The organism is Haloarcula sp. H-GB5, assembly GCF_054850705.1.
In genome coordinates this window covers 509,634-535,437 of record NZ_JBTWBG010000002.1, presented here as the reverse complement: position 1 = coordinate 535,437, position 25,804 = coordinate 509,634, and the positions used below count along the sequence as shown (strand labels likewise).

25 protein-coding genes are annotated in these 25,804 nt (G+C 62.0%); 12 read left to right on the top strand and 13 right to left on the bottom strand.

The features are described from left to right. The first annotated feature begins 377 nt into the window (after positions 1–377). Positions 378–545, top strand: coding sequence for a DUF7331 family protein (locus ACYJ11_RS10700; RefSeq protein ID WP_004518770.1), 168 nt, complete (start codon positions 378–380; stop codon positions 543–545). 35 nt (positions 546–580) lie between these two features. Here the strand turns inward: ACYJ11_RS10700 and ACYJ11_RS10695 are convergent, their stop codons facing one another. Next, a complete protein-coding gene (locus tag ACYJ11_RS10695; protein ID WP_461647761.1) occupies positions 581–994 on the bottom strand; it encodes a DUF3054 domain-containing protein in 414 nt (137 codons plus the stop codon). Between the two features lie 113 nt (positions 995–1,107). Between ACYJ11_RS10695 and ACYJ11_RS10690 the strand changes: the two genes are divergently transcribed. After that, the gene (locus tag ACYJ11_RS10690; protein WP_461647760.1) at positions 1,108–1,656 is read left to right on the top strand and encodes a GNAT family N-acetyltransferase; all 549 of its coding nucleotides are present in this window, start codon (positions 1,108–1,110) and stop codon (positions 1,654–1,656) included. A gap of 86 nt (positions 1,657–1,742) precedes the next feature. Then, on the top strand, positions 1,743–2,723 hold the full coding sequence (gene fen, locus ACYJ11_RS10685) for a flap endonuclease-1 (RefSeq protein ID WP_461647759.1): 981 nt from the start codon (positions 1,743–1,745) through the stop codon (positions 2,721–2,723). Positions 2,724–2,780: 57 nt separating this feature from the next. On the opposite strand, the gene ACYJ11_RS10680 is transcribed toward fen, so the two are convergent. Genes ACYJ11_RS10680 through ACYJ11_RS10670 form a run of 3 tightly spaced genes read right to left on the bottom strand, consistent with a single transcriptional unit; the run spans position 2,781 to position 5,928 of the window. Further along, positions 2,781–3,920 (bottom strand): ABC transporter ATP-binding protein, encoded by a 1,140-nt coding sequence (locus ACYJ11_RS10680; RefSeq protein WP_461647758.1) that lies wholly within the window; start codon positions 3,918–3,920, stop codon positions 2,781–2,783. Positions 3,921–3,937: 17 nt separating this feature from the next. Next, entirely contained in the window at positions 3,938–4,867 is a 930-nt protein-coding gene (locus ACYJ11_RS10675; RefSeq protein WP_461647757.1) for a carbohydrate ABC transporter permease, read from the bottom strand. Continuing rightward, positions 4,864–5,928 carry a carbohydrate ABC transporter permease gene (locus ACYJ11_RS10670; protein WP_461647756.1) on the bottom strand — a complete coding sequence of 355 codons (1,065 nt, stop codon included), beginning with the start codon at positions 5,926–5,928 and terminating at the stop codon, positions 4,864–4,866. The genes ACYJ11_RS10675 and ACYJ11_RS10670 overlap by 4 nt, the downstream gene beginning before the upstream one ends. A 566-nt stretch (positions 5,929–6,494) precedes the next feature. On the opposite strand from ACYJ11_RS10670, the gene ACYJ11_RS10665 reads away from it, so the two are divergent. Further along, a complete protein-coding gene (locus ACYJ11_RS10665) occupies positions 6,495–7,901 on the top strand; it encodes a class II fumarate hydratase (protein WP_188978190.1) in 1,407 nt (468 codons plus the stop codon). A 328-nt stretch (positions 7,902–8,229) separates the two neighbouring features. Here the strand turns inward: ACYJ11_RS10665 and ACYJ11_RS10660 are convergent, their stop codons facing one another. Next, positions 8,230–8,733 carry a GNAT family N-acetyltransferase gene (locus tag ACYJ11_RS10660; protein WP_461647755.1) on the bottom strand — a complete coding sequence of 168 codons (504 nt, stop codon included), beginning with the start codon at positions 8,731–8,733 and terminating at the stop codon, positions 8,230–8,232. 159 nt (positions 8,734–8,892) lie between these two features. Between ACYJ11_RS10660 and ACYJ11_RS10655 the strand changes: the two genes are divergently transcribed. Then, positions 8,893–9,189 (top strand): DUF5789 family protein, encoded by a 297-nt coding sequence (locus ACYJ11_RS10655; RefSeq protein WP_049943979.1) that lies wholly within the window; start codon positions 8,893–8,895, stop codon positions 9,187–9,189. Between the two features lie 33 nt (positions 9,190–9,222). Here the strand turns inward: ACYJ11_RS10655 and ACYJ11_RS10650 are convergent, their stop codons facing one another. Continuing rightward, positions 9,223–10,017, bottom strand: coding sequence for a DUF7537 family lipoprotein (locus ACYJ11_RS10650; RefSeq protein WP_461647754.1), 795 nt, complete (start codon positions 10,015–10,017; stop codon positions 9,223–9,225). A gap of 88 nt (positions 10,018–10,105) precedes the next feature. Between ACYJ11_RS10650 and gatE the strand changes: the two genes are divergently transcribed. Continuing rightward, entirely contained in the window at positions 10,106–11,977 is a 1,872-nt protein-coding gene (gatE, locus tag ACYJ11_RS10645; RefSeq protein ID WP_461647753.1) for a Glu-tRNA(Gln) amidotransferase subunit GatE, read from the top strand. Here the strand turns inward: gatE and ACYJ11_RS10640 are convergent. Then, positions 11,974–12,393, bottom strand: coding sequence for a DUF7344 domain-containing protein (locus tag ACYJ11_RS10640; protein ID WP_461647752.1), 420 nt, complete (start codon positions 12,391–12,393; stop codon positions 11,974–11,976). The two genes, gatE and ACYJ11_RS10640, sit on opposite strands and share 4 nt — an antisense overlap. Positions 12,394–12,445: 52 nt before the next feature. Further along, positions 12,446–12,934, bottom strand: coding sequence for an HTH domain-containing protein (locus ACYJ11_RS10635; protein WP_421641282.1), 489 nt, complete (start codon positions 12,932–12,934; stop codon positions 12,446–12,448). A 299-nt stretch (positions 12,935–13,233) separates the two neighbouring features. Here ACYJ11_RS10635 and ACYJ11_RS10630 point away from each other — a divergent pair, with 299 nt between their 5' ends. Continuing rightward, positions 13,234–15,708, top strand: coding sequence for a bacterio-opsin activator domain-containing protein (locus ACYJ11_RS10630; RefSeq protein ID WP_461647751.1), 2,475 nt, complete (start codon positions 13,234–13,236; stop codon positions 15,706–15,708). 3 nt (positions 15,709–15,711) lie between these two features. Here the strand turns inward: ACYJ11_RS10630 and ACYJ11_RS10625 are convergent, their stop codons facing one another. Beyond that, complete coding sequence (locus tag ACYJ11_RS10625; RefSeq protein ID WP_461647750.1) at positions 15,712–16,437, bottom strand: RNA methyltransferase; 726 nt, start codon at positions 16,435–16,437, stop codon at positions 15,712–15,714. Beyond that, positions 16,434–16,958: a hypothetical protein gene (locus ACYJ11_RS10620; protein WP_170098274.1), complete on the bottom strand. Its 525-nt coding sequence runs from the start codon at positions 16,956–16,958 to the stop codon at positions 16,434–16,436. Before ACYJ11_RS10620 ends, ACYJ11_RS10625 begins: the two co-directional genes overlap by 4 nt. Positions 16,959–17,222: 264 nt before the next feature. Here ACYJ11_RS10620 and ACYJ11_RS10615 point away from each other — a divergent pair, with 264 nt between their 5' ends. Together ACYJ11_RS10615 and ACYJ11_RS10610 are read left to right on the top strand one after the other, a co-directional pair. Continuing rightward, complete coding sequence (locus ACYJ11_RS10615) at positions 17,223–18,182, top strand: transcription initiation factor IIB (RefSeq protein WP_004518753.1); 960 nt, start codon at positions 17,223–17,225, stop codon at positions 18,180–18,182. A 139-nt stretch (positions 18,183–18,321) separates the two neighbouring features. Beyond that, on the top strand, positions 18,322–18,654 hold the full coding sequence (locus tag ACYJ11_RS10610; protein WP_170098275.1) for a hypothetical protein: 333 nt from the start codon (positions 18,322–18,324) through the stop codon (positions 18,652–18,654). 114 nt (positions 18,655–18,768) lie between these two features. On the opposite strand, the gene sop2 is transcribed toward ACYJ11_RS10610, so the two are convergent. Both sop2 and ACYJ11_RS10600 read right to left on the bottom strand, forming a co-directional pair. After that, a complete protein-coding gene (gene sop2 / locus ACYJ11_RS10605) occupies positions 18,769–19,479 on the bottom strand; it encodes a sensory rhodopsin II (RefSeq protein ID WP_461647749.1) in 711 nt (236 codons plus the stop codon). A 2-nt stretch (positions 19,480–19,481) separates the two neighbouring features. Next, positions 19,482–21,737, bottom strand: a complete 2,256-nt coding sequence (locus ACYJ11_RS10600) for a methyl-accepting chemotaxis protein (protein WP_461647748.1) — start codon at positions 21,735–21,737, stop codon at positions 19,482–19,484. Positions 21,738–22,082: 345 nt separating this feature from the next. On the opposite strand from ACYJ11_RS10600, the gene ACYJ11_RS10595 reads away from it, so the two are divergent. From ACYJ11_RS10595 to ACYJ11_RS10585, 3 genes are all read left to right on the top strand, one after another. After that, entirely contained in the window at positions 22,083–23,054 is a 972-nt protein-coding gene (locus ACYJ11_RS10595) for an NADPH:quinone reductase (protein ID WP_461647747.1), read from the top strand. Positions 23,055–23,134: 80 nt separating this feature from the next. Continuing rightward, a complete protein-coding gene (locus ACYJ11_RS10590) occupies positions 23,135–23,845 on the top strand; it encodes an SDR family oxidoreductase (RefSeq protein ID WP_461647746.1) in 711 nt (236 codons plus the stop codon). 224 nt (positions 23,846–24,069) lie between these two features. Next, positions 24,070–25,407 (top strand): sodium-dependent transporter, encoded by a 1,338-nt coding sequence (locus tag ACYJ11_RS10585; protein ID WP_461647745.1) that lies wholly within the window; start codon positions 24,070–24,072, stop codon positions 25,405–25,407. Positions 25,408–25,586: 179 nt separating this feature from the next. Here ACYJ11_RS10585 and ACYJ11_RS10580 read toward each other — a convergent pair whose 3' ends face one another. Continuing rightward, positions 25,587–25,802: a hypothetical protein gene (locus ACYJ11_RS10580; protein ID WP_461647744.1), complete on the bottom strand. Its 216-nt coding sequence runs from the start codon at positions 25,800–25,802 to the stop codon at positions 25,587–25,589. Between the last annotated feature and the right edge of the window lie 2 nt (positions 25,803–25,804).

The following is a 25,804-nucleotide window of genomic DNA, read 5'->3' as shown; positions in this document are numbered from 1 at the left end:
GTAACATTTTCATAAGTTATAGGTTGGATAGAGGCAAAAAGTCTATATATGGTGAGTCTTGAGACTTGTTCACAATATAAGGACGGGGACGGCCTGTTATCGCTGGCCCGCGATCACAGGCAGACTGTGCTATCTTCCCACAAAGATGAAATCAAGTGGCTACAAACCGGTATATCGGAACCACTGCAACCACTCTCCGTTTCTCGGGATAGGACCCACCAAAACAGTCGTTTTCAGAATTTGAGAACTAGATTAGAGGATACGTGGTGTCGTAAGCGAGGCTATTTTCTCCGATGATAACTGGGTCCATGTGCTTATTACGTACGCCAGAATACATTGAACCGGAGAAAAACGGAACATCGATTCCAAACGAGACAATGAGCACGAACGCAACGGACAACACGACGGACGCCGCGACCGACGATCAAGAACGACGATACGCCGAGCTGAACATCGGGGATGAGGAGTTCGTAATTTACGACCGGGAGAACCATCAGGCATGGATTCAGTCGACAGAGTCGCTCGAAGTCGCCGACCTGCGATAGTCCGTCATCGACACCCCAGTTCTACTACGGGCCGCCTATTTTACGATTGCAACTGCACTGCGCCAGAGCAACAGCAGCGTCCCACCAACGAACACCGAGACGAGTGCGAACGTCAGCGCCGCACTACCGGGGAACACCGCCGTCGATCGGAGCCCCTGCGCGATCCCGACCGCTAGTACCCATCCCACGATAGTGCGGCCGAGAGCCGCCCGAATCGTCGCGGTCGCGCCAGCGGTGTACAGTCCTCCAAGTCCCGCGACGAGGAGCCAGCCGACATAAAAGGGCGTCAGCGTCCCGGCGAACCGACCTGGATTGAGTATCGGATTGATACCGTGGGTCACCTCGCCGACGCCAACGAACACGGCAATCGCCAGCAGGTCGCCGACAGCGAGCAGTGCCGTCCGAGTGGACAGTTCGATACGACCGTTCCCCACCGTCGAGACGCTCATACAGGCAGTTTCGGCTCCGGACACTTCGCTCTCCCGGATTCAACGACGACGGCGGCTGGTGCTCTGGAACGGGGATCAGTACTGATTACAGTGGGCGGCCCGCCAGTTGGACTATGGAGTTCACGCTGCTCGGCTGGCCCGAGGACGGCCACCGGCTCCGGCTGGACCACGAGCAGTTCGCGTACGCGGGCAAGTTCGTGATGACCTCGACCGGAAAGGCCGTCGTCGGGGACGATGGGGTCGTGGCCGCGGCTGCGTTCGATGCTGACCGGACAGACGCAGATACCCTCTGTATCCGGTACATCACCGTTCGGCAGGACCGGCAGGGCGACCGGCTCGGTGCCCGTCTCCTCCGGTTCGTCCGGGAACGGGCCACGGATCGGGGCTTCGAGCGCGTGTCCATCGGCGTCAACAATCCGTTTTCGTATCAGGCCGCCTATCGGGCCGGGTTCTGTTTCAGCGGCGCGGAGTCGGGGATGGCCGAACTCGATCTCGTCTGGCCGGGCGACCGTAGCACCGAGCGGTATCAGGACGGGCTTGACCTGTTTCGAGAGCGCGACCTCTCGCCGGAAGAGGAGTCGTTTCTCGCGGCGAAGGCCGACGCCGACCCGCCGTCGGTCCTCGACGACTGGGCCGAACAGCCGTCCGCACGGACCGATTGAGTCGCCCGACCGGCACCGACTGCGCCATCACGGAGTAACACGTCGTCTCCGAGAGATTCAAACCGCTGTCGGCCAAAAGCCTGCCAATGGGAAACGCTGATTTGCGGTCGCTCGCGGCCCTGTCGGACGTGTCATTCGACGAGCTCGGTGGGAGCGTCGTCGCCGTGGACGCCCACAACTGGCTCTATCGCTATCTGACGACGACGGTGAAGTTCACCAGTGAGCCGAAATACACCACCAGCAACGGCGAGGAAGTGGCGAACCTCATCGGGGTCGTGCAGGGCCTGCCGAAGTTCTTCGAACACGACATGACGCCGGTGTTCGTCTTCGACGGCGCAGTCACCGACCTCAAAGACGACGAGGTGGAGAAGCGCCGCGAACAGCGCGAGAAGTACGAGTCCGAACTGGAGGAGGCCCGCGAAGCGGGTGACAGCACCCGTGTCGCCAAGCTCGATTCCCGGACCCAGCGACTGACCGACACTATCGTCGACACGACGCGGGACCTGCTGGAACTGCTCGACGTCCCTATCGTCGACGCCCCGGCAGAAGGCGAGGGGCAGGCGTCGGTGATGGCTCGTCGTGGCGACGTAGACTACGTCGGAACTGAAGACTACGACGCGCTCCTGTTCGGTGCGCCGATGACGCTCCGGCAGATCACGTCGAAGGGCGACCCCGAGCTGATGGACTTTGCGGCCACGCTTGAACGACACGATCTCTCCTGGGAGCAACTGGTCGACGCGGCGATTCTGATGGGGACGGACTTCAACGAGGGAATCTCCGGTATCGGCCCCAAAACAGCCGTCAAAGACCTCCACGAGCATGGCGACCTCTACGCGGTGCTTGAGGCCCGTGGGGAGCACATCGACCACGCCGACCGCATCCGGAACCTGTTTCTCGACCCCGCAGTGACCGACGACTACGAGATTCCGGACAGCATCGAGCCGGACATCGATGCCGCCCGTGCGTTCGTCACCGAGCAGTGGGAGGTCGACGCCGACGAGGTCGCCCGCGGGTTCGAACGTATTGACGACTCGGTCGTCCAGACCGGACTCGACCGTTGGGCGTGACAGCAGACGCTCACGAGCGACCAACAGCAGAATAAGGACGGCCACGACGGTTTCAGTTCAGACGACTGATTCGACCGTTTCGATCTCGTCGAGCGTGCGGTTCCGGATGGCCTCTCCGCTGGCCGTATCGAAGAGGTGGATGGCGTTTTCGGGGAATCGAACCTTGACGCGCTGGCCGGATTTAAGCTGTTTCATCCCGCCGACCGTCGCGATGAACTGATCATCCATCGACTCGTCGAACTGCAGGTGGGCCGTGTTCTCGTTCCCGCGTGGTTCGACGACGTGGACAGTCGAGTCGAACACGTTCGAACGGGTGTCGCTCTGGACGAACTCGATGTCTTCGGGTCTGATGCCGAGGGTAATGTCGGTCGTCCCCTCGACTGCGGCGACCGTCTCGTCGCTGAGTTCGTACTCGAACCACTCGCCCTTGAGCGTCGACCCCTCCAGCGTCGTCGGGAAGAAGTTCATCGACGGCTCGCCGATGAAGCCGGCGACGAAGAGGTTGTTCGGCTCGTGGTAACACTCAAGCGGCGTCGCACATTGCTGGAGGACGCCGTCGTTGAGGATGGCGATGCGGTCGGACATCGTCATCGCCTCCGTCTGGTCGTGGGTGACGTACACCGTCGTCACATCGAGATCCTGCTGGAGCTCCTGGAGTTCGGTCCGCATCTCGGCTTTGAGCTTCGCGTCCAGGTTCGCCAGCGGCTCGTCCATCAGGAACACTTCGGGGTCCCGAACGATAGCACGACCAAGCGCCACGCGCTGTTGCTGGCCGCCGGAGAGTTCGCCGGGCTTGCGGTCGATGAGCTCGAAGATACCCATGTCCTTGCAGGCCTGCTCGACACGCTCGTTGATCTCGTCGTCGGGCATGTCCGTCGACTCCTCCAGCCCGAACGCCATGTTCTCCCGAACGGTCATGTGTGGATACAGGGCGTAGGACTGGAACACCATGGCCACGTTTCGGCGGGCCGGCGGCTGGTCGTTGATGATCTGGCCGTCCAATCTGATTTCCCCGCGCGTGATGTCTTCGAGCCCGGCAATCATCCGCAGCGTCGTCGATTTCCCACAGCCCGATGGGCCGACGACACAGAGGAACTCGCCGTCCTCAATGTCGACCGATACCTCGTCGACCGCGATGATTTCGCCGTCGTCGTCTTGGAACGTCTTCGTTACCTCGTCCAGTGTGAGTTGTGCCATTGTGAATACCTCCGTGATTACTCTCCAGCGACGCCTTTCGCGAACTGTTCGCCGAACACGATGTAGACGAGCAGCGTCGGAAGTGCTGCGACGATGGCCCCTGCCATCGTGGTGTTAAACGACTGGACGACCCCACCAGTGAGCGCCGCGAGGCGCTGGGTCGCCACCTGCGAACCCGGTTCGTTGACGAGCACGAGCGCGAACAGCAGGTCGTTGTACACCTGCGTGAACTGGTAGATGAGCGTCACCGCGAACATCGGCAGCGACAGCGGAAGGATGATGTTGCGGTAGATGCTGAACGCGCTCGCGCCGTCGAGGCGAGCAGCCTCGATCATCTCGTCGGAGATGCTCTGGTAATACGACCGGAACAACAGCGTACAGATCGGAATCCCGTACGCGGCGTGGGTGACCGATAGCTGCAGCAACTGTACGTACCCGTTACGGCTCGGATACTGCCAGTTGCCGCCCGTGATGAGACCGAAGACAGTGTTGATGAACCCTTCAAGCAGCCCCGGAAGCACCCGGAACCAGAACTGTGACAGCGGGACCAGCACGGCCTGATAGGGGATGAAGATGCCCGCGATAATGAGGACGACCACGCCGACCTGGCCGCGCCAGCTAATCGTCGTCAGTCCGTACGCGGTCAGGCTCCCGAGCAGCGCCGACATGATCGTCGCCGGAATCGCCATCAGTAGCGAGTTCACCAGTCCCGGTCGGAGTGTGTTCCAGGCGGTGGCAAGTGCGTCGAGCGTGAAGCCGTCAGCGCCCGGCGGCGCGAACGGGAGCGTCCTGGCGAACGCGCTCTCGGTCTTGAACATCGTCATCACGGCGGTCTCCACCGGGAAGAGATAGAACACGATGCCCGCCAGCAGGAGGGCATACAGGCCGATACGGCTGTTCTCTGTACTGCGGAGTTTGTCGATGAAGTTCCCGTCTCTGATGCTCATAGTTCACCCCGTCGGTATTCGCTGTAAAGGTACGGCCCGATGACCAGCAGTGCGAGGGCAAACAGTACGATAGCGACGGCTGATCCGTACGCCCACTGAGTGCTGTCGAACGCGACCCGATACATCATCGTCGCCAAGATGTCCATGTTCGACCCCGGCTGTGAGCCACGGAGCGCGTAGATGAAGTCGAACGCCTTCAGCGCGAACACCATCAGCACCACCGACGCGGACACCGCAGAGGCGCGGAGCTGTGGGATGATGACCCGCGCGTACATGCGAACCGTCGACGCGCCGTCGACCCGCGCGGCCTCGTAGTGTTCGGTTGGAATCGCTCGGAGGCCGGCGAGGAAGACCACCATCGCGTAGCCGCTGAACTGCCAGATGAGTGCGAAAATGACCGCTGCCAGTGCGGTCGTGTTCCAGGAGAGCCACTGAATGACCTCGGCGTTGACCCCGGCCGGGCGGAGCAGTGCCACGATGGCCCCTTCGAGGTTGAACAGTCGGAAGAACTGATTGAGCACGCCGTTGCGGGCGTTGTACACCCACGCCCACATCGTCGCCGTGACGACGAACGAGAGGCTCATCGGGAGCAGGTAGATGGTCCGGAACGTGTTCTCGAAGCGTATCTGCTGATCGATGAGGATGGCCACGAACAGGCCAAGCGCCAGGCAGAGAACGGTGAACACGACGAGTAACACCACCGTGTTCTGTGCCGCCTGCCAGAACGCCCCATCGTTCAGCATGCGAGTGTACATGCTGAAATCGAGGTTCTCGTACTGCGCACCGCCCAGGCCGCTGTAGTCGGTCAGCGACAAGAGGAAGTTCCAGGCGATAGCGCCGTAGACGAAAAAGCCCGCAAACAGGACTGGCGGCAGCCAGAACGGGGCGGATTCGATGAGTTCCCACTCGACCGGCAGTGAGTTCCGGAGCGAGTCCCGCCGGGTCGTCTTCACCGTCGCCCCGCCGTCTGTTGCCAGTTGGTCGCCGTCCGATTCGTCTCTCGATACCGCCGACCGGAGCCTACCCCCGGTGGCGAGGAGTCTACTGAGTATCTCGCGCATGGTTGGTCAGTGTTCGCCGACGTGAGTTCGCCGTCCATCGTCCCGACGGATGTGTCGTCAGTCACATAGACTCGCCAGCCAGCACGCGTGGAGACCACGCGACTTCTCCAGCCTGTCGCACCAACACAGGCTGGCAGACGGCGTGGGAACGCCAGGTGACGGGTGTGCCATCCCGTCGTCATGCTGAGCGGGCGAGCGGTTGCAACGCGGCGGGTACACCGGCTGCGATCGATTGCGAGGTGTCACGTCCGTCGGTGTCCCATCGGGCCCCGACAGCCGACGACGGCAGCAACACACCACCGTCACCGGGTATTGTGGGGGCATCGGTCATGAACGTCGCTGTGGCGTCGAACTCATGGTAAGTGGAGAGAGATTCTACTTAATATTTCCGAATGATAATACACGTTTATCCAAGTCCTGAGTTCTGAGCCCCACGGTCTCCGCCATCCGATTGAGGACTCGTGGCGCCCCGTGAGTGACTGTCCCGGCGGTTACAGGGCTGTGCCGAGTGGTGTCCCGACTCGTACCGGTGGGTTTTACGACCGGGCGGTCCACCCCCCGGACGTATGACCGACGAGTACCGGACAGAGCAGGACAGCCTCGGTGAGATGCAGGTGCCAGCCGACGCGTACTGGGGCGCACAGACACAGCGCGCCGTCGAGAACTTCCCGATCAGCGACGTGACCTTCGGGCGACGGTTCGTCCGAGCGCTCGGCGTCGTCAAGAAAGCGGCCGCGCAGGCGAACCGCGACCTCGGAACGATCCCGGCGGACAAGGCGGACTGTATCGTTGAGGCCGCCGACGAGGTCATCGCCGGCGAACACGACGACCAGTTCCCCGTCGACGTGTTCCAGACCGGGTCGGGCACGTCGTCGAACATGAACGCCAATGAGGTCATCTCTAACCGCGCCACGGAGCTGTACGGCGGGGAAATCGGGACCCGCGAGATCCACCCGAACGACCACGTCAACTTCGGCCAGTCCAGCAACGACGTGATTCCGACGGCGATGCACGTCGCCTCTCTCGAAGCGGTCGAGAAAGACGTGATTCCCGGGCTGAAGACGCTGCGTGACGAACTCGAAGCCAAAGAAGACGAATTCGACAACGTCGTCAAGACCGGACGAACCCACCTGCAGGACGCGACGCCAGTGACGCTGGGCCAGGAGTTCTCCGGCTACCGAACGCAGGTCGAGAAGGGCATCTCCCGCGTCCAAGACGTTCACGGTCGCCTCGCCGAACTCGCACTTGGCGGAACTGCGGTCGGGACTGGCCTGAACACCCATCCCGAGTTCCCGGCGAAAGCGGCAGAGTACATCAGCGAGGAGACCGACCTCAATTTCCGCGAAGCGGACAACCACTTCGAGGCGCAGGCCGCCCACGACGCGATGTCGGAAGCCCACGGCGCGCTCCGGACAGTCGCTGGCTCACTGAACAAGATCGCAAACGACCTCCGCTTGCTCGCGTCCGGGCCTCGCAACGGCCTCGGCGAGATCGACCAGCCGGAGAACCAGCCCGGCTCCTCGATCATGCCCGGAAAGATCAACCCTGTCGTCGCCGAAGCAGTCAATCAGGTCCACAAGCAGGTCGTCGGTAACGACGCCGCCATATCGGCTGGTGCCGCAGAAGGACAGATCGACCTGAACCTTTACAAGCCCGTGCTGGCCTCGAACTTCCTGCAGTCGGCCAAGCTCATCGCCAACAGCAGCGCGGTGTTCGGCGAGAAGTTCGTCGCTAAGCTCGAAGCCGACGCCGAGCACTGCGCAGAGCGCGTCGAACAGAGCATGGCGCTGGCGACGGCGCTCAACCCCGCCATCGGCTACGACAAGGCGAGCAAGGTGGCGAAAAAAGCCCTCGCCGAGGAAAAGACCATCCGAGAGGTCGTTCTCGAAGAGGGGTATCTCGACGAGGACGAGGTCGACGACGTGCTCGACCCCGAGAAGATGACGAAGCGTGGAATCTTGGGCGACGAGTAGCGAGAGGCCGAACAGAGTGAGGGCTCTCGTACTGGAACGGCACCGTGAGGTGCCGTGGAGGAGTAGTGAGGCGCGCGAAGCGCGCCCTCGTTAGTGGAGCGGGGAACAGAGTGACCCGTGAGCAGCGAGAGGCCGAACAGAGTGCGGGGTCTCGTACCTGAACGACGCTATGAAGGGGTAGTGAAGGGCGCGACCCTCGGTAACGCGAGCACCGAGTGAGCAGCAAACAACAGCGTGCCCCGCTGTGGATCTGTTTTCTGGTCGGTTCTGTGCCGACGGTCAGCCATCACTACAGGAACACAGCACCGGGCCACCGCGACCGATACGTCTAGACCCGCGACTCGTTGTCGAGGACGTAGCGGCTTTCGGGGTAGCGATTGCCGCCGATCTCGGTTTCGCTCTCGTCGGCGAACTCGAACCCGAACCCCTCGTAGAACTCGGCTCCCGGCTCGTTCGCGGAGAGGACCATCGCGTTGATCCGGTCGATGTCGTGCTCGAACAGTTCGTCGCAGGTCCGCTCCAAGAGGGTCTGGCCGATACCCTTCCGACGGTGGTCGGGATGGACGTACAGCCGGAGGATGTACCCTTCACGGTCGGTCTCGTGCCACGTCGCGTGCGCGAATCCGACGACGCTCCCGTCGCGTTCGGCGACGAGCAGGATGGTTTGCGATTCGACCAGTTCCGATTCGAGCTGTTCGGGGCCGTACCAGTCACGAACGCCGTCTTCGGCCGTCTCGCGCGAAAGGATGTCCGGGTAATCGGTCTCCCATGCCGCCGTGGCGATCCGACTGATGGCCGTCACGTCGTTCGGCGTTGCCGTCCTGACTGACATGTAAAAACATATGTCATAGATTCGGATATGCTTTCCCCGCTCAGGTGGGTTGAAACGTCATGTCTCATTCCGTAAACCGCGTTTGGCCGGCAAAAGCAGCGACTGGACATTCATAATCCCTAATCTTTTTTAATTATGGATGCTCTGTATATCACACAGATGCGTTACTCCGAAACGTTGCAGTTGTTTGACCAGGCCTGTGAGTTCCCGGCGGACCACGCCACTATCGTCCAGCAGCTCGGCGATGTCGAGTTGGTCGCCCAGAACGGCGATTCCGTAGAGATGAGTGAGGTGTTGGCTCGGACCAGCGAAGCCACGTATCAGTCCTCAGAGGGGCTGTACAACTCCCTCGTCGGGAACCTCGACGACGATTTCATCGGTCGGAAGTACTACGACGACCGGGCCGGGAGCACGTCCGGGGCCGACGAAGTTCGAACCGAGACGGACCGCCTGTAGCAACTGGCGTGCGCTGTCGCGTACCGACCCCATTCAGCCTGCCGGGGTAGATTCGTTGAGCCACGCCGGCCGCTCCACTGCCGTCTCACCGATATCCTCGTACCAGAAGCTGTATTCGACGAGGCGGTCCGCTGTACGATACCGGACGCTAAATCGACTCACGAGGCCATCGGGTTCGACTACTAGTTCGATGCGGAACTCCTCTAGCCGTTCCGTCGTCGGAATCTCGCCACCGGAACCGCGAATCCGATAGGCTCGGCTGCCGTCCCGTGTGACAACGGCCGTAGCACTCCGGTTAACCACGGCGTAGCGATTCAGGTAGAACGCCGTCCGGTAGGCGTACTTATCGCGGCTGAACCGGACCTCGCCGCGCTGGCGCTCGACGGTGCCGTTGTCACGGCGCTCGTACCAGTTGGTGCCGTCGGCGAAGGTCGACTGTTCGTACCGCTCGATGGTCCCGTTCGCGTCGGTCCTCATTCTGACCATCTCGTCGCGATACCGCGTGGGTGATTCGACGGCAACAGTCTCGGTGCGCCGGACGGAACTGCTGTCGTTCCTGAGTGTGAACTCGTTGTAACGTTCGTGCAGGGTGTAGGTGGTGCCGTTGAGCGCCTGCCGGTGGGCGGCCGACAGGAGCGCGACGTTTTCGAGGCGCTCTGTCGTAACGCCGGGCGGCGGGGCCAGCGTCGTCGCTGTGTCCGACTCCGCTGCAGTCGGAACCGGGGCCGGCGTGACAGTGCCTTGGTCGGCGGTGTCAGCGCCGACGAAGGCGTTACAGCCGGCTGTCAGGAGAAGGACGGCTACCGCGGCTGTCGACAGCCAGCGCATACAGACGGTGAGGGCGAGACAGCCAAAAGGGCGGCGGCGAGCGTGGGAAGGGTGCGTTTTTTGGCCCCCGGTCCCGGACACCTCGACAATGACTGAGTACGACTACGAGGAGCTGGGGCTCGTCGCCGGTCTGGAGATCCACCAGCAACTCGATACCGCGACGAAACTGTTCTGTGACTGTCCGACGACGATCCGCGAACCCGAGGAGAGCGAGCGCTCCTTTACCCGCTATCTGCACCCGACCAAGAGCGAACTCGGGGAGATTGACGAGGCGGCGCTGGAGGAGAGCATGGTTGACCGGGAGTTCGAGTACCTGGCCTACGACACGACCTGTCTCGTCGAGGAGGACGACGAGCCACCCCACCGCGTCGACCGCGAGGCGATGGAGACGACGCTCGAAATCGCCCAGCTACTCGATATGTCTGTCGTCGATCAGGTGAACGTTATGCGAAAGATCGTCGTCGACGGGTCGAACACCACGGGGTTCCAGCGCTCGATGATGGTCGCCAACGACGGAGCCATCGAGACGAGCGCTGGCCCGGTCGGCATCGAGGATATGCTACTGGAGGAGGAGTCCTGCCAGCGCATCGAAGAAACCGACGACGGCGTCCGGTTCTCGCTGGACCGGCTCGGCATCCCCCTGGTCGAAATCGGCACGAAGCCCGACATCAGGTCGCCCGAGCAGGCCCGCGAGGCCGCCGAGCGGATCGGGATGTTGCTGCGTTCGACTGGGAAAGTCAAGCGCGGTCTCGGGACCATCCGACAGGACGTGAACGTCTCCATCGAGGAGGGGGCACGGATCGAACTGAAGGGCGTCCAGAGCCTCGACGACATCGACGACCTCGTCCGCAACGAGGTCCGCCGGCAGGTCGAACTGCTGGACATCGCCGAGGAACTCGCCGAGCGCGACGCCGCTATCGGCGAGCCACAGGACGTGACCGAGGTGTTCGAGGACACAGATTCGGGCGTCATCGAGGGAGCGCTCTCTTCGGGCGGCGAAGTACAGGGCCTCCTGCTGTCCGGCTTCGACGGCCTCGTCGGCCGCGAGATTCAGCCCGACCGGCGGCTCGGAACCGAACTGTCCGACCACGCCAAGCGCCACGGTGCGGGCGGCATCTTCCACACCGACGAACTCCCGGCCTACGGCGTCACCGAGGCGGAAGTCAAGGCGCTGCGGGACGCCGTCGGTGCGGGTCCCGAGGACGCTGTCGCCATCGTCGCCGACGACCCGGAGACCGCAGAGTTGGCAATCGACGCCGTTGCCGAGCGGGCCGAGACGGCACTCGAAGGTGTCCCCGAAGAAACGCGAGACGCGAACGAGGACGCCACGTCGCGGTACCTCCGCCCGCTCCCCGGCGCGGCACGGATGTACCCCGAGACGGACGTGCCGCCGGTGGAGCCCGACGTAACCGAAGTCGAGACCCCGGAACTGCTCACCGAGAAAGTCGACCGGTACGAGCGCGAGTTCGACCTCGGCTCCGGCCTCGCCGAGCAGGTCGCCTACGGCCAGCGGTGGCCGCTGTTCGAGGCACTGGTGGCGGGCGAGGGCGTCGACCCGACGCTGGCCGCGGGCACGCTTGAGTCGACGCTGACCGAACTCCGCCGTGACGACGTGCCCGTCGGAAACCTCACTGACGAACACCTCAAAGGGGCTATCCTGCTGGTCGACGGCGGGGATGTGCCCCGTGAGGGGATAGAAGACCTCCTGACGGCACTCGCCGAGAACCCCTCGCTGACGGCCGAGGCGGCTGTCGAGCAGGAAGGACTGGGCGGTGTCGACGAGTCAGAGGTCCGTGACGCCGTTGCCGAGGTCGTCGAGCGCCACGAAGAGCAGGTCGCCGAGGAAGGGATGGGGGCGTTCTCGGCACTAATGGGCGAGTGCATGGGCGCACTCCGTGGCAAAGCTGACGGCGATACGGTGAGCGACGTGCTGCGCTCGGAGATACAGAAGCGCGCTTAATTGCTTTGCTCGGGCTGTAAGGCGTCAATATCGACGGTGTTCGGTGTCAGGCCGTTACCGCTCGCCGACAGGTCATGGTCGATTGTCGATTCGAGCAGCGGGACGAGGGCCGGTGCGTTCGGCCCGATATCGACCAGATCTTCCGACTGGTTGTACTGGACGACACCAGCATCGACCAGCCGCGGAAGGTGGTTGTGATAGAGGGACGTGTAAATCTTGAGCCGCTCGTCGCGGTACTGTTCGGCCGGTGTCCCGTGTTCGAATTCGGTCACCGTGTCCGTAAGCACAGCCAGTGAAACCGGTGTCGTGTACTGTGAAAGCCCGTACAGGAGGTACCGCCGGTAGTGCGACGACAGGAGCGACAGTCGGTCGTCCAGTGGAAGCGAGTCCGGAATCTCGGTTTGCTTCGTATTCATTTTAGTTGGGAGGGGGACGAGTAGTGTGTCTGGTGTGGGAGCAGTTCGAACGCTATTGTACCACGGTATGCTCATGTTCAAGCGTATCGGCTAGGTCTGCGGTATCCGCAAGACGGTTGACACGGTCGGCGACGCGGTGAACCGTTCCATCCCGCGTACAAGGGGCGACGTGCTGGAGGTCACCGTCAACGTATTCAGCGAGGGCAAGCGTCGGCAGCGTGATGACGCTGACCGAGTCGTCAGAAACCATGTTCGTCAGCGGGTGCTCCCAGTCGAAGGCGTCAAGCGAGGCATCGGAGTCGCGCTCCCACTGTTCGAACATGGAAAGCCGTTCCAGCAGGTGTCGTCCCTCCGCAGTCCGCTGTGCGAGTCGCGGTTCGATCCGGCGTCCCCAGATCAGTATCGACAGGTCCTCGATACGACCTGCGTCCTCAAGCGCCTGCAACCGGTCAAGCACGTAGTGCTGTTGTTGCGTTGCGTCTTTCGGACAGAGGGACCGGACGAACAGTTCGGCGCGAACTGGATTGGCAGTGGAATCCATAGTGAGATGTTGAGTATCCTGTGCCCCGCTACAGCGGTAACTGTCCTAAACACTCTCTCTAGGTCCCTAGAATAAATCGGGGTGAATCGGATTCATGGATGATATATCCGGGGCAATCGACAATTGGTTAGTATGTGGACACCTGGTAGTTGGTTTACCAAGCCTGTGTTCAGATCAGCCCGAATACAGCTCTGGAGTTCGGTTTCTTCATAGTATTCATCGTAGACGTGTTCCCCGACCAAATATTACTATTCTAACTCGACACCGGGCGTTAAGTAGCTTGCCGCCACACTTGTCGCATGGTCCCAAGTGTCATGGATGGCCATGATGTCCCAACCCTGTACGGGCCAGCCATGGATACACTACCCCTCATGTTTGCGATCGTAGATGCGTCCGGGGTGATTCTCTCGACGAACGAGACATGGAGTGAGTTCGGCCGGGCAAACGGCACAGAGGTGACACCGAATACGCTCGGCGTGAACTATCTCGACATTGCGGACATGGCTGACGACACGACCGGGGAACAAGCAGCCGACGGGCTCAGGGCCGTCCTCGCTGGCGAGCAATCCTCGTTCGAACTCGAATATCCGTGTCACGCTCCATCGTCGAAACGGTGGTTCCGGTTGTACGCTGCCCCGTTCACCATCGATGGGTCGACGTTCGCGTCCATCGCACACATCGATATCACGGCCCGGAAGCAACGGGAGTGGGTGCTCGAAGCGGCCTACGGCATCTGTACCGATTCGAGCCGGACGTTCACGGAACAACTCAACGCGCTGTTAGAGCTCGGCTGTGAGACACTCGGCTCGCCGTTTGGGACGTTCTCCCGAGTCCACGGCGACGAGTATGTGTTCGAGGCAGTCACTGCACCGGCGGCTGCCGACCTCGAAGCCGGCAGAACGACTAGCATCAATGACCTCCCGAACTGCAGGCACGTCGTCGAACACCGCGAGCCGCTCGCGATCAAGGACGTCAAGGCGGATGCCCCAGACCTCGCTGATCCTGAGTGGGGCATTGCGAACTACATCGGTGCGCCCGTCGTCGTCGATGGGGCAGTGTACGGAACGCTCTGCTTCTACGGACTGGAGCCACGTACAGCGGAGTTCACGCAGTGGGACCTGACGTTCGTCCGGTTGCTCTCCGACTGGGCGGGCTATGAACTCGAACGACAGCGCCACACGGAACAGCGTGATGCGTTGAACACTGCCCTTCCGGACCCCAGTTTCATCATCGACGCGGAAGGGCGGTTTCTCGACTGTCTGACCGACCCCGAGACGATGATGAAGGTAGACGATACGGACACACTTGTCGGGCAGACGCTGCACGAGTTTCTTCCCCGCAACACTGCTGATCCGCTACTGTCGACCGTCCGTGAAGCCCTGCGGACCGGGTCGTTCCAGTCCGTGGAGTACGAACTGCAGGCTCCCGGTGGCACGCGGTGGTTCGAAGCGCGGGTCGCACCGCTGGAAAGTCGTGCGTACGACCTCGATACCGTCATCTTCGTCGCGCGAGACATCACTGCACACAAGGACCGCCAGGCTGAACTCGAACGCCAGCGAGACGAACTCAGACAGGCACAGCGGCTCAACGTGCTGGGCCGGGAGATAGCGAAGGCGCTACAGGACACACAGACCCGCGAGGAAATCGAATCGGCAGTGTGTACACACCTCACTGAATCAGATCTGTATCAGGCCGTGTGGGCCGGGAGCCGTAGGAATGCCGCGCAGGTAACACTGGGTGCCGCTGCTGGGATTGACACGGCGACGCCGGAGCAGATTTCGCCCGGCGAGCACAGACTCGCCATAGACGCTATCGACACCGGCGAGGTCCAGGTCGTCGAGAACATCGCCGACGTGTCGACCCAGTCGGACACCGGGACAGACCGCCCACTGATCGCAGACCACAGCTCCGTCGCGGCAGTTCCTCTAGCAACTGGCGGGACCACGTACGGCGTACTGATGGTGTACGCATCGACCGAGGCCACGATTGGCTGTCGTGAATCGGACATCCTGGCCGATCTGGGGCGACTTATCGCGCTTTCTATCCAGCGCGTCCACAGTCAGCAGTCACTACAGGCGGCGACGACTGTCAAGCTAGAGTTCCTGACGCCGGATTCCGACGACGTCTTCGCCGGACTCTCCGCAATGCTCGATTGTTCGTTCACACTCGAACGGCGCGTCCCGACCAGTTCCGGAAGCAGCCTCCACTACGTTCGGGTCAGTGGCGTAGACACTGAGCGGGTGTGTCAGGCGCTCACTGAAACGCCATCGGTCGAGTCCTGTGCTGTTGTCGAGACGGCGGCGGAGAACCGAGCGCCCCTGCTCGAAGTCGCGCTCGACGAGATATCCGCATCGCCGCTTGACACGCTCGTCGACTACGGCGGGGCCGTGCGGCGGGCCGTCGCAGCGGACGGCGACCTGCGGTTCACAGCGGAGATGGCCCCGGATATCAACGTCCGCGCCGTCGTTGAGGCGATCCAGGAGGGGACGCCCGGGACAGAACTACGGAGCAAGCAGTACGTCGACCAGCCGGTCTCGACCGTGACTGACTTTCGGACACGGATACGCGACCGGCTGACACCGAAACAGGCCGCCGCGCTCAAGACCGCCTACGCACGCGGCTACTACGACTGGCCACGGGGGAGCGCTGCGGAGGAACTAGCTGAGACACTCGACATCTCCGCGCCGACCTTGCACTACCGATTGCGGAAGGCCCACGACGCCGTCATCGGCGCGCTGTTCGACTCCGGAACTGGCCCCGAGAAACTCGACTGAACGCTAGTCGTCTTCGGCACGCTCGATTCGCTGTCGGGCCTGCCGGAACAGCCCGCGAAGCGTCTTCGTCTCCCGGCCGGTCGGTTGCGCACGGCCGAGTACCCGGCGGAACAGCCGTCGAGCCTTGTGCTGTTTTTCTTCGGGGTGACCGATAGCACCGAGGAACCGGTCGAACTCCTCGTGTAGTCCTTCGACGGCCGGCGTCTCGGCGAGCGTATGCAGTTCCTCGGGGTGCTGGGTCTCGGCAACAGTTAGCTCGCGGAGTTCGTAGAGAACGATGGTAGCTGCCTGGCCAAGATTCAACACCGGATACGACGCGCTGGCCGGGATAGAGCAGATGACATCCAACCGTGCGAGTTCGTCGTTCGAGAGCCCGACCCGTTCGCGGCCGAAGACGACGCAGATATCACCCTCGACATCCCGGAGCGAGTCGGCCAAGTCGGCCGGCGTCGTCGCCGGATACCGGACGTGGTTGGCGGGGTCCTCGTTCGTCGTCGCTGTGCAAGCGACGGTGTGGTAGTTCTCGACGATGTCGTCGAACGTCACTGACCGGGCGTTCGGGAGGATGTCGTCGCGGGCCTGCCCGGCAAAGCCGTATGCCTCGCCGTCAGGATCCAGCTCCGGCGGATCGACAAGTAACAGTTCCGACAGGCCGAAGTTCTTCATCGACCGGGCGATAGTGCCGACGTTGCCCGGCGTCTCCGCGTCGACGACGGCGACCGATATCATACGTCCAGATCGCTGAGATCCATATCGATCGTGTCGAGGTCTTCCTCGTCCATCTGCTCGACCTCCTCTTCGAGCCCCGGGATCGCTTCGTCCCTGTCGGGGGCCTCCGGCAGCGCCGTCGGGTCCTCGTCGACGTGTTCGAGGCCCACGTACCCCTCAGGGGCGCGGTTCCCGTCGAGGAACCACTCGTGGAAGGCCGAGGCCAGGTCAGTATCACCGGCGTAGGCCTCGCCACCTTCCTCGCGGAACCAGTAGATGAAGTCCGTCTCGTGGGCCGAGCAGACGACAACCTCGCCCATCGGCTCCCCGTAAATAGCGTCCGCGACGTTGCACTGCTCGATGTCCTCGTCGCCGTGGATCAGCCAGCAGGCGTCACAGGGGTCGACTACTCGCTCTGCAAGCACCAGCAACCGCTGTCGGGTCTCCGGCTCCATCGTCTTGAGCGGGCGGACTCGCCCGTCCGGCCCGAGTACGTCCTCGTCGAAACGCCAGCCTCGAAGCCCAATATTGACTTTGCTCATATCTCACGATGGGAGAGTCCCGGACTAAAAGAGCGCGATGTGCCGGGCGAACAGTGCTGGCTGTCCGCGCTCCACCATCATTGCGGTGCGAGAATAAGGTGTGCCATCCGGTTACACCCATCGGTCGCTCGAAAGATAGACAGTTCTAGCTAAATTTAACATGATTTTTCCATCTAGCATTCGCAGACAGCGTCCAAATCAGGCAAAACTGTCGGTCTCTCCCAAACATTTATACGTGATTGGCTTTTCTCCGTAAAAGAACACATGGAACGGCCGACGCGCCAGCGGGATTCTGAACAGGAGGAACGCGAGGAGGAGTCCGAGAGCACGGGCCAGCAGACCTGCCCCGAGTGTGAGTCGGAGTCCATATCTAGCGACGGCGGTGGTGAACTCGTCTGCGAGGACTGTGGTCTGGTCATCGAGGACGAGAACATCGACCGCGGGCCGGAGTGGCGGGCGTTCAATCACTCCGAACGCCAGTCCAAGTCACGCGTCGGAGCCCCCACGACCCAGACGATGCACGACAAGGGGCTGACCACACAGATCGACTGGAAGGACAAGGACGCCTACGGTCGGTCGCTCTCCTCGGAGAAGCGGAGTCAGATGCACCGCCTCCGGAAGTGGCAGGAGCGCATCCGAACCAAGGACGCCGGCGAACGGAACCTGCAGTTCGCGCTCTCAGAAATCGACCGCATGGCCAGCGCGCTCGGTGTGCCCCGGTCGGTCCGGGAGGTCGCCTCAGTCATCTACCGGCGTGCGCTCAACGAGGACCTCATCCGCGGTCGCTCCATCGAGGGCGTCGCCACAGCCTGCCTGTACGCGGCCTGTCGACAGGAAGGCATCCCACGCAGTCTGGAGGAGGTTTCGGACGTTTCCCGGGTCGAACAGAAGGAGATCGGGCGGACGTATCGGTACGTCGCTCAGGAACTCGAACTGAAGATGGAGCCGGTCGACCCCAAGCAGTACGTCCCGCGGTTCGCTTCGGAACTGGAACTCTCCGAAGAAGTCCAGTCCAAAGCCAACGAAATCATCGACACCACCGCCGAGCAAGGCCTGCTCTCAGGGAAATCACCGACCGGCTACGCCGCCGCGGCCATCTACGCCGCTTCGCTGCTGTGTAACGAAAAGAAGACCCAGCGCGAGGTTGCCGACGTGGCGCAGGTAACGGAAGTCACCATCCGGAACCGGTATCAGGAGCAGATCGAAGCGATGGGCATTCACTGACCGGCGCGCTTCTTTTCACTCGATAGCCTCGCTGTCCGCCGTTCACTCCACGGTACTGCCAGCTATAGCATAGGCAATCAGTACAGGACCGGTAGCAAGTAACGTGTAGAGCTATCTGTCTGGGCAGCGAACCGTAGGCATGCCTGTTTCCCCCTCGCAGAAACGGATTGCACTGCTCGTCATCGGACTGGTTATCCTCTTTGCACCCGCGTTATTCGTCCTCGCCACACTGGAGTTTCTCATCCTGTCCGGCGACCTCGCGCTCAGCGAGATTTCGCTTCTCGAATTCGTCGAACTGTATCTTATTGACCTTGTGCTGTTCGTCCTGCTCGGGTACGGCGTCTACCGGCTGACGTTCTGGCTGATCCAAGATCAGCTTCCAGACGCACTCGATACCGTAGATGGGACCGAAGCGGCCGGCGCGACTGACGGGACAGAGACCACTGGGACTGCCAGTGAAGAGCAGTCCTGACTGGCCGCTGAGTGTCGCCGTATACGCGTGTAGCGCCTCATACAAAACTGGACTTCACAGTAACAAAGGTCACTCACCCCGACGGAGGGCCGCTCCCTGCGGTCGCGCCCCTCGCTAGTCTCCCGCAACCGCCGTCGGCTCCTCGGCAGTCTCGCCAACTGAGCCGAGGTCCATCATCGCCAGCAAGGCAATAACGCCGAAGCCGACCTTCGTGACCACATCGAGGTAAACGATCACGAGTGTCGCAGTCTCGACGTCCATGAGCCCCAGTCCTGCCGCACCGAGCAGCCACACGACCGGGTACACCAGCCAGAGGACGACGACGAAGTTCCGGAGCGTTCGGTACAGGCTGATTTCTATGTCGGACAGGGTCGACTTCGCAGCCACCGCGATGTTCCGGTAGAGGAGAGAGATGACGCCGCCGAACAGCGCTCCACCGACTGCAAACAACGCGTAGCTAACCGGCGACGAAGTGACCGCGCCGGCGAATCCGAAGACGATGGTCAATGCCTGCAATGCAACGAGCTTCACCGTATCCTGCCGACTCGCGCCAGCGAGCAGCGCCAGGAACCAGACGTTGAGCGGCGTCGTCAACAGCCAGTCAACGTAACGGATTACGTACACCGCGTGGCCCTCACTCTGTATGGACCCGAAGCCAAGGGCCATCAACGTGTAGGCGACAATGGCGATACCCGGAATCGCGATCAGCAACAGATACCGCTTCCGTACCTTTTCGGGGACGAGCGTGTAGCCGTACGCCAGCACGGCCGTCCCGAGCAGTTCGCCCAGTAGTCCCAGCGTGAACCAGGTCGTTATCGTTGCCATTGTTAGTCGTCCCCCACCGCAGCCGTGCTGTCGGTGTCCGTCCCGGCCGAGTTTTCGACCGTGAAGCGGTCCAGTAGCGATTCGAGGTCGTCAGCACGCTGACGGAGCTCCGTCGCGGAGTCCGACACTTCGTCGATGGACGCGGACTGGTCCTGTGCCGCACCGGCCACGGTGTCGGCCTCCGTCGCCGTCTGCTGACTGATCGTCGTCAGGTCGTCGATGGTCCCCATCACGTCCTGTGCAGTCCGGGCCTGCTCCTCGGTCGCCCGGTCGATCTCTTGGATACCGGTGTCGACCTCTTCCGTGTACTCGACGATGGTCTCCAGCGCGTCGACAGTCTCCTCGACCGTCGAGACGCCTTCAGTAATCCGGTTACTGGTCGACTCCATCGTCTCGACGGTGTCGCCGGCCTGCTCCTGGATGCCTTCGATGCGCTGTTCGATGTCGGCAGCAGCCTCTTTGGTCTCCTCTGCGAGGCCCTTGATCTCGTCAGCGACGACGGCGAAGCCTTCCCCATCCCCGTCGGCGTGGGCGGCCTCGATAGACGCGTTCAGCGCGAGCATGTTCGTCTGCTCGACGATGCTCGTGATGACGCCGACGATCTCGCCGATCTCGTCGAGTTCGTCGTCGAGCGCGTTGATCTCTTCGACGGTCTCGCCGGTCTCGTCCTCGATGGCGCTCATTTCCGCAATGGCCTCCTGTGCAGCTTCGCGGCCGTCCTCACCGACTTCCGCGGCCGACTGGGACGTGTCGGCGACTTGCTGTGCGGAGGAGGCGACCTGCTGTGCGGTCGCCGAGAGGTTCTGCATCTCGGCGGCCGCCGATTCGAGCCCCTCGTTTTGCTCGGTCGTCCCCTCGAAGATCTCGTTGATCGACTTCGACACCTGCTTGCTGGCTCGGTCAACCCGCTCCGCGTTCGAGTTGACACGGTCGCTGGACTGGATGACGTTGGTGGCGAACGTCTTCATGTCGGCAATAGTGTCTTCGAGCGCATCCAGCGTCGTGTTGATGTCCTCACCGACCTCCGCCATCGCGTCGTTCATACTGTCCGTGTCCACCCGCGCGGTGAGGTCGCCGTTGGCGGCGGCCTCAAGCGCGTTGCTGTACTGCTGTGCCTTGAGTTCGAGGTGACCGGTCAACGCCTCCATCTCGTTGCGTTCGGATTCGACGTCCTCACGGGCCGCCTGTGCCTGCTCTTTGGCCTCCTCGGCTTCCTGCTTGGCAGTTTCGGCTTCGGATATCTGTGTCCGGAGGTTCGCCCGCATATTATCGAAGGCCGCGTACAGCGTCCCGAACTCGTCTTCCCGCGACGTATCGAGGTCGACATCGAGTTCACCGTCGGCCATCGCCTCGGCCTTCACCGAAAGCCGCCGCAGCGAGGCGATCGTGTTCCCGCCGATTGTGACTCCGATGAGTCCGAGATTGACGACGGCAAGCAAAATGAGCGCGATGAGGTCGGAGTTGATCTGGTCGCTCAGGGCGTACGCGTTCTGGCGATCAGCGTGAACCATAACGACCCAGTCCTGTGATTCGAGTCGGCTCAGTCCCATCAGCGTACTGTCTGTTTCGTGGAAGGCACTCTCGCCGGGTTCGAGCGTACCCAACGGGTTGGACTCCATCTGTGAGATCGGAGCTGTCGACCCGATCGTCGAGGTGTTGGGATGGGAAACGAACTTGCCGTCAGTGTTGACGACCGTAGTAAACGACCCATCGCGCTGATTCGATATCTGGTCAGCTTTCTCCCGGAGGTCGATCATATACACGAGCGCTCTGTCGTCGTCTCCGGGGACCGGCGAAACGACGGCAACTATCGGATGGTCAACGACCGAGACAGAGAACGGTTCCGTCACGTGCGTGTCGTCGGGACCGTCGAACTGCGGCGGGTCCGTAGCAAACGGTGCGCCCTGCTCGGCAGCGTTGACCCCGATGAAGTCCTGATTCGAACTGGCGCGAATCTCGTTTGTCTCGGTGTCGAAGTAGTGTACTGCGACGACACCGGGCGGTAGTTCCTCGTTGGACCGTAACTCCTCCAGTCGTTGCTGTTTCTCCGTGTTCGTCCCGTCAGTGAACACAGGGAGTCGCGACACCGACCGGGCATCCCGGCGCGATGTCGTCAGCCAATCATCTAACTGTGCGGCCTGCGTCTCTGACAGCGCCGTGATGTCGTCCGCAACGTCTTCCTCAAGAGTGGCGGACGCCTGTGCGCTTGTCAGGACTCCGGCGGCGATAATGACAATTATCGCGAATGAAAGCGCCAACCCGAGCCTGGCAGCGTAACTGCCAGCAATAAAACTTGGGAGTGGCGAGTCCCTATCTGATTCCATCATCCAATTTTACACAAACATGCTAATAAAGGGTTGTTACGCAATTCTCACCGATGATAAGCACTGCACCCAACTGTGTACATCTATCGCCTCTGAACAGCTACCATGGGGGCTTTCTGTTGCTCTGATAACACACCTATAGTCGCCGAAGTGAACAGTGACCGAGCTTGTTCGCTGTCGGCGATGTCACTCAACGTACCGTGATATGTTGAGTCCCATATTCGGGGCCGTCCGGTCTGTGGGGAAAGGTTTTCCCGATACCACCTGACTCATGTCCCAATGCGTGCTGTACGATTCCACGAATACGGCGGACCGGACGTGCTCCGCGTCGACGACATCGAACGGCCCACACCAGGTCCGGAGGAGGTCCTGCTCGAAGTCGAGGCAGCGGCGGTCAATCCGGTTGATACGTACTTCCGGACCGGTGACTACGAACCGGGCGAACTGCCCTGGATACCGGGCTCTGACTGTGCCGGGACCGTCGCCGCGACCGGCGAACGCGTGGCCACCGTCACCGAGGGCGACCGGGCGTTCGCGACCGGACTGGGTAACTGGCTCCAGGGGACCTGTGCGGAGTACGTCACTGTTCCCGAATCGCATCTGGCACAGCTCCCCGAAGGGGTGTCCGCCGAGGCAGGCGCGGCCGTCGCGCTCGTCGGCGTCACCGCCTGGCAGACGCTCGTCGACGCCTGCGCGCTGGAGCCGGCTGAGCGGGCGCTGATTCACGGCGGGAGCGGCGGTGTCGGCCACGTTGCGGTCCAGTTGGCTGCGGCGAACGGAGCGCAGGTAACGACGACAGCATCACCGGCCTACCACAACCGGCTGGCCGACCTCGGCGCGGACGACGTGTTCGACTACAGCCGGGACGACCTCGCCGACGCCGTGGTCGATGCCGGCGCGCCGGACGTGATTCTCGACCACCGCCTCGACGACTACCTCGCGTTCGACGCCGAGGTGGCCGCCCAGGGCGCGCGAATCGCCGCCATCGGAAACACCGACCTCGCGGCGACGTTCGAGAACGTCCCGCGCTGCCGGGCGAAAGCACTCAGCGTCCACCACGTCTCGATGTTCAACACGCCCGAGTTCGGCGCGGTGCTGGACCGGCTAGCAACGCTCATGGCCGACGGCGAGCTGACGCCGGTCATCGCCCGCCGCTACGACCTTGCGGAGGTCTCAGCCGCTCACGACGACGTACTCAACGACAGTTTCCTCGGCAAACTCATTGTCACGCCGTCGTCCGGCCGGCGCTAACGCTCGTCGTCGGGCCACGGACTCAGATTTCGGGTTTCTGAGGATGAGCTTTTATTTCCCTGCCATCCGTTGACACATGTATGTCAGTAGAATTTAATTTCGACGGTAAGGTAGCACTGATTACGGGCGTCGGCGGAGCGCTGGGCAGTGCGGTCGCAAACGCCTTCGTCGAAGCCGGAACGACCGTCTGTGGCGGTGATATTATCGAACCGAACACCGAGGACTTCCTGCTTTCCGACCCCGAAAGTGTGGATTTCTACCAGGCGGACTTCAGCGACGAAGACGACGTCGTTGACACCATCGACGCGGTCGTCGACGAACACGGGCAACTGGACTACTTGCTGAACATCGCCGGAACGTGGCGCGGCAGCACACCGATCCACGAGACGGATGCGGACACGTTCGATTTCCTGTTCGACGTGAACCTGAAGACGATGTTTCTGGCGTCGAAACACGCGATCCCACACTTGCGGGCTAGCGAGGGCGCTATCGTCTCCGTCTCCGCGCGGTCGTCGCTAGAGGGTGGTGAAGGTGACGGGATCTACCGAGCGTCGAAAGCCGGCGTCCGACTGCTAACGGAGACCATCGCGGCGGAGAACCTCGGGTCCGTGCGAGCCAACGCCGTCATGCCCAGCGTCATCGACACCCCGATGAACCGCGAGATGATGCCCGACGCTGACTTCGAGACGTGGGTCGACCCGAAAGACATCGCCGACGTACTGTTGTTCCTCTGTTCTGATGCCACAACCGTGACCAGCGGGGCGGCGGTGCCGGTGTACGGCGAGGCATGAGACTGTTGGCAGTAGCTGGTCTGTCTGCTGCTCGGCCACAACCCCGCGTTTCTCATAATCACAGATCCGCGCTGTCGAGGAACGGCCGGCAAAGAAGTGTCCGTGTTGATCCCTCCGCTGCTGTTTGGCTCCGCAAATACTGTCCTTCTCCTGACATTACGGGATAGTATTGCGAATCGGAATCACGGTGGTTTTTATACCCCAACATAATATGGCGCATCACAATGAGTGACAGAGAAACGTGGGCCTCACGGCTCGGGTTCCTTCTCGCAGCGATCGGTAGCGCAGTCGGTCTCGGGAACATCTGGCAGTTCCCGTTCAAGACCGCGACAAACGGCGGGGCAGTGTTCCTCGTCTTTTACCTCGTCGCCGTGTTGCTCATCGGCTTCCCGGCGATGCTGGCAGAGTTCATCATCGGACGGCGAACGAACCGTAATGCCGTCGACGCGTTCGGTGAACTCGGATTCAAACAGTGGCGAGTCGTCGGTGGCCTGGGCGTCTTTACGGGCTTCTGGATTCTCTCGTATTACAACGTCGTCGGTGGGTGGGTCATGCGGTATATCCTCGGTAGCGCGACGGGCGCATACTTCGGGAACTCCGCTGAGTACTTCGGCGCTATTTCCAGTGGCCCGGAAGCTGTCGCCGGACAGGCGCTGTTCCTGCTGATCTGTGTCGGCATCGTCGCAGTGGGTGTCGAGGACGGTATCGAGAAGGCGACGAAGGTGATGGTCCCCAGCATTGTCCTCCTCATGCTCGGGATGGCGGCCTGGGTTACCACGCTTGAGGGAGCAGGGGCTGGCTACAGCTACTTCCTCTCACCGGACTTCTCCACGCTGGCGGCGAACGCCGGCGACCTGATCCCGTTCGCAGTTGGACAGGCGTTTTTCACCCTCTCACTGGGGATGGCGGCCATGATCACTTACTCCTCGTACATCGGTGACGACGAGAGCCTCCCGGTCGACGGCGGCATCATCGTCGTGACGAACACGCTCGTTGGTGTGCTGGCCGGGTTAGTCGTGTTCCCGATTCTCTTCGCCATCAACGTCAGCCCCGACACCAGCGGTCCGTCGGCTATCTTCGTCGCGATGGCGTCGGCGTTCCCACAGCTCCCCGGAGGGCGACTCCTCGGCGTCGTGTTCTTCGGCGTTGTCCTCATCGCCGCGATCTCCTCTGCCATCAGCCTTCTTGAGGTCGCAGTCTCCTACGGCGTCGACAACACGTCGTACTCACGAGTGTCACTGTCGGCAATGCTCGGGGTTGGGCTGTTCGTTCTGGGGCTGCCGTCAGCCTGGGACCTGGCGTGGTTCGGCTGGTTCGACACGCTCGCGTACAAGCTGTTCCTCCCGCTGTCAGTGCTGCTCATTCTGGTGTTCGTCGGCTGGGTGCTCTCCTCGGACGCAGTTGCCGAACTCCGACAGGGGACGGGCGGGCTCCGGGCGTTCGGTCCGACCTGGCTCTGGATGGTCCGAACGGTGGTCATCCTCGGCGTCATCCTGACGCTGGCCCTCGGCCTGCAGACGCTGTTCCTCGCTGAGGACCCCGCGATCATCCCGCCGATCTAAACGACGGACGGCAACCGTTTCCCGCGGACCTTCTTCTCGGCAGTTCGCAGTGACCGCTCAATGTGTGCGGTCGTCGCGGGAAACAGTCACAGTAGTCCACCAGCGAATCAGACAACTTTTCGCGGGCTGTTTTTCAGCCGTGGTAGATTATATGTACGTGGCGCAGGGCCGGATGTCTCTCACGAATCGCGATGGCGTAGATACGCGCCACCGAGGAGAGAGACTGTTGCCACCAGCAGTAGACCACCGCTCAGCGCGTCCCTGAGAATCCCGGAAACACCGGGACTCTCGATAAGTCCGAAGGTACCCTCAAACGCAATCGACTGGAGCACTAGCGCCAGTCCGCCTATCGGTATCAACAGTCGTCGAATGCGTGTATTTTCCCCGACGTTCATTT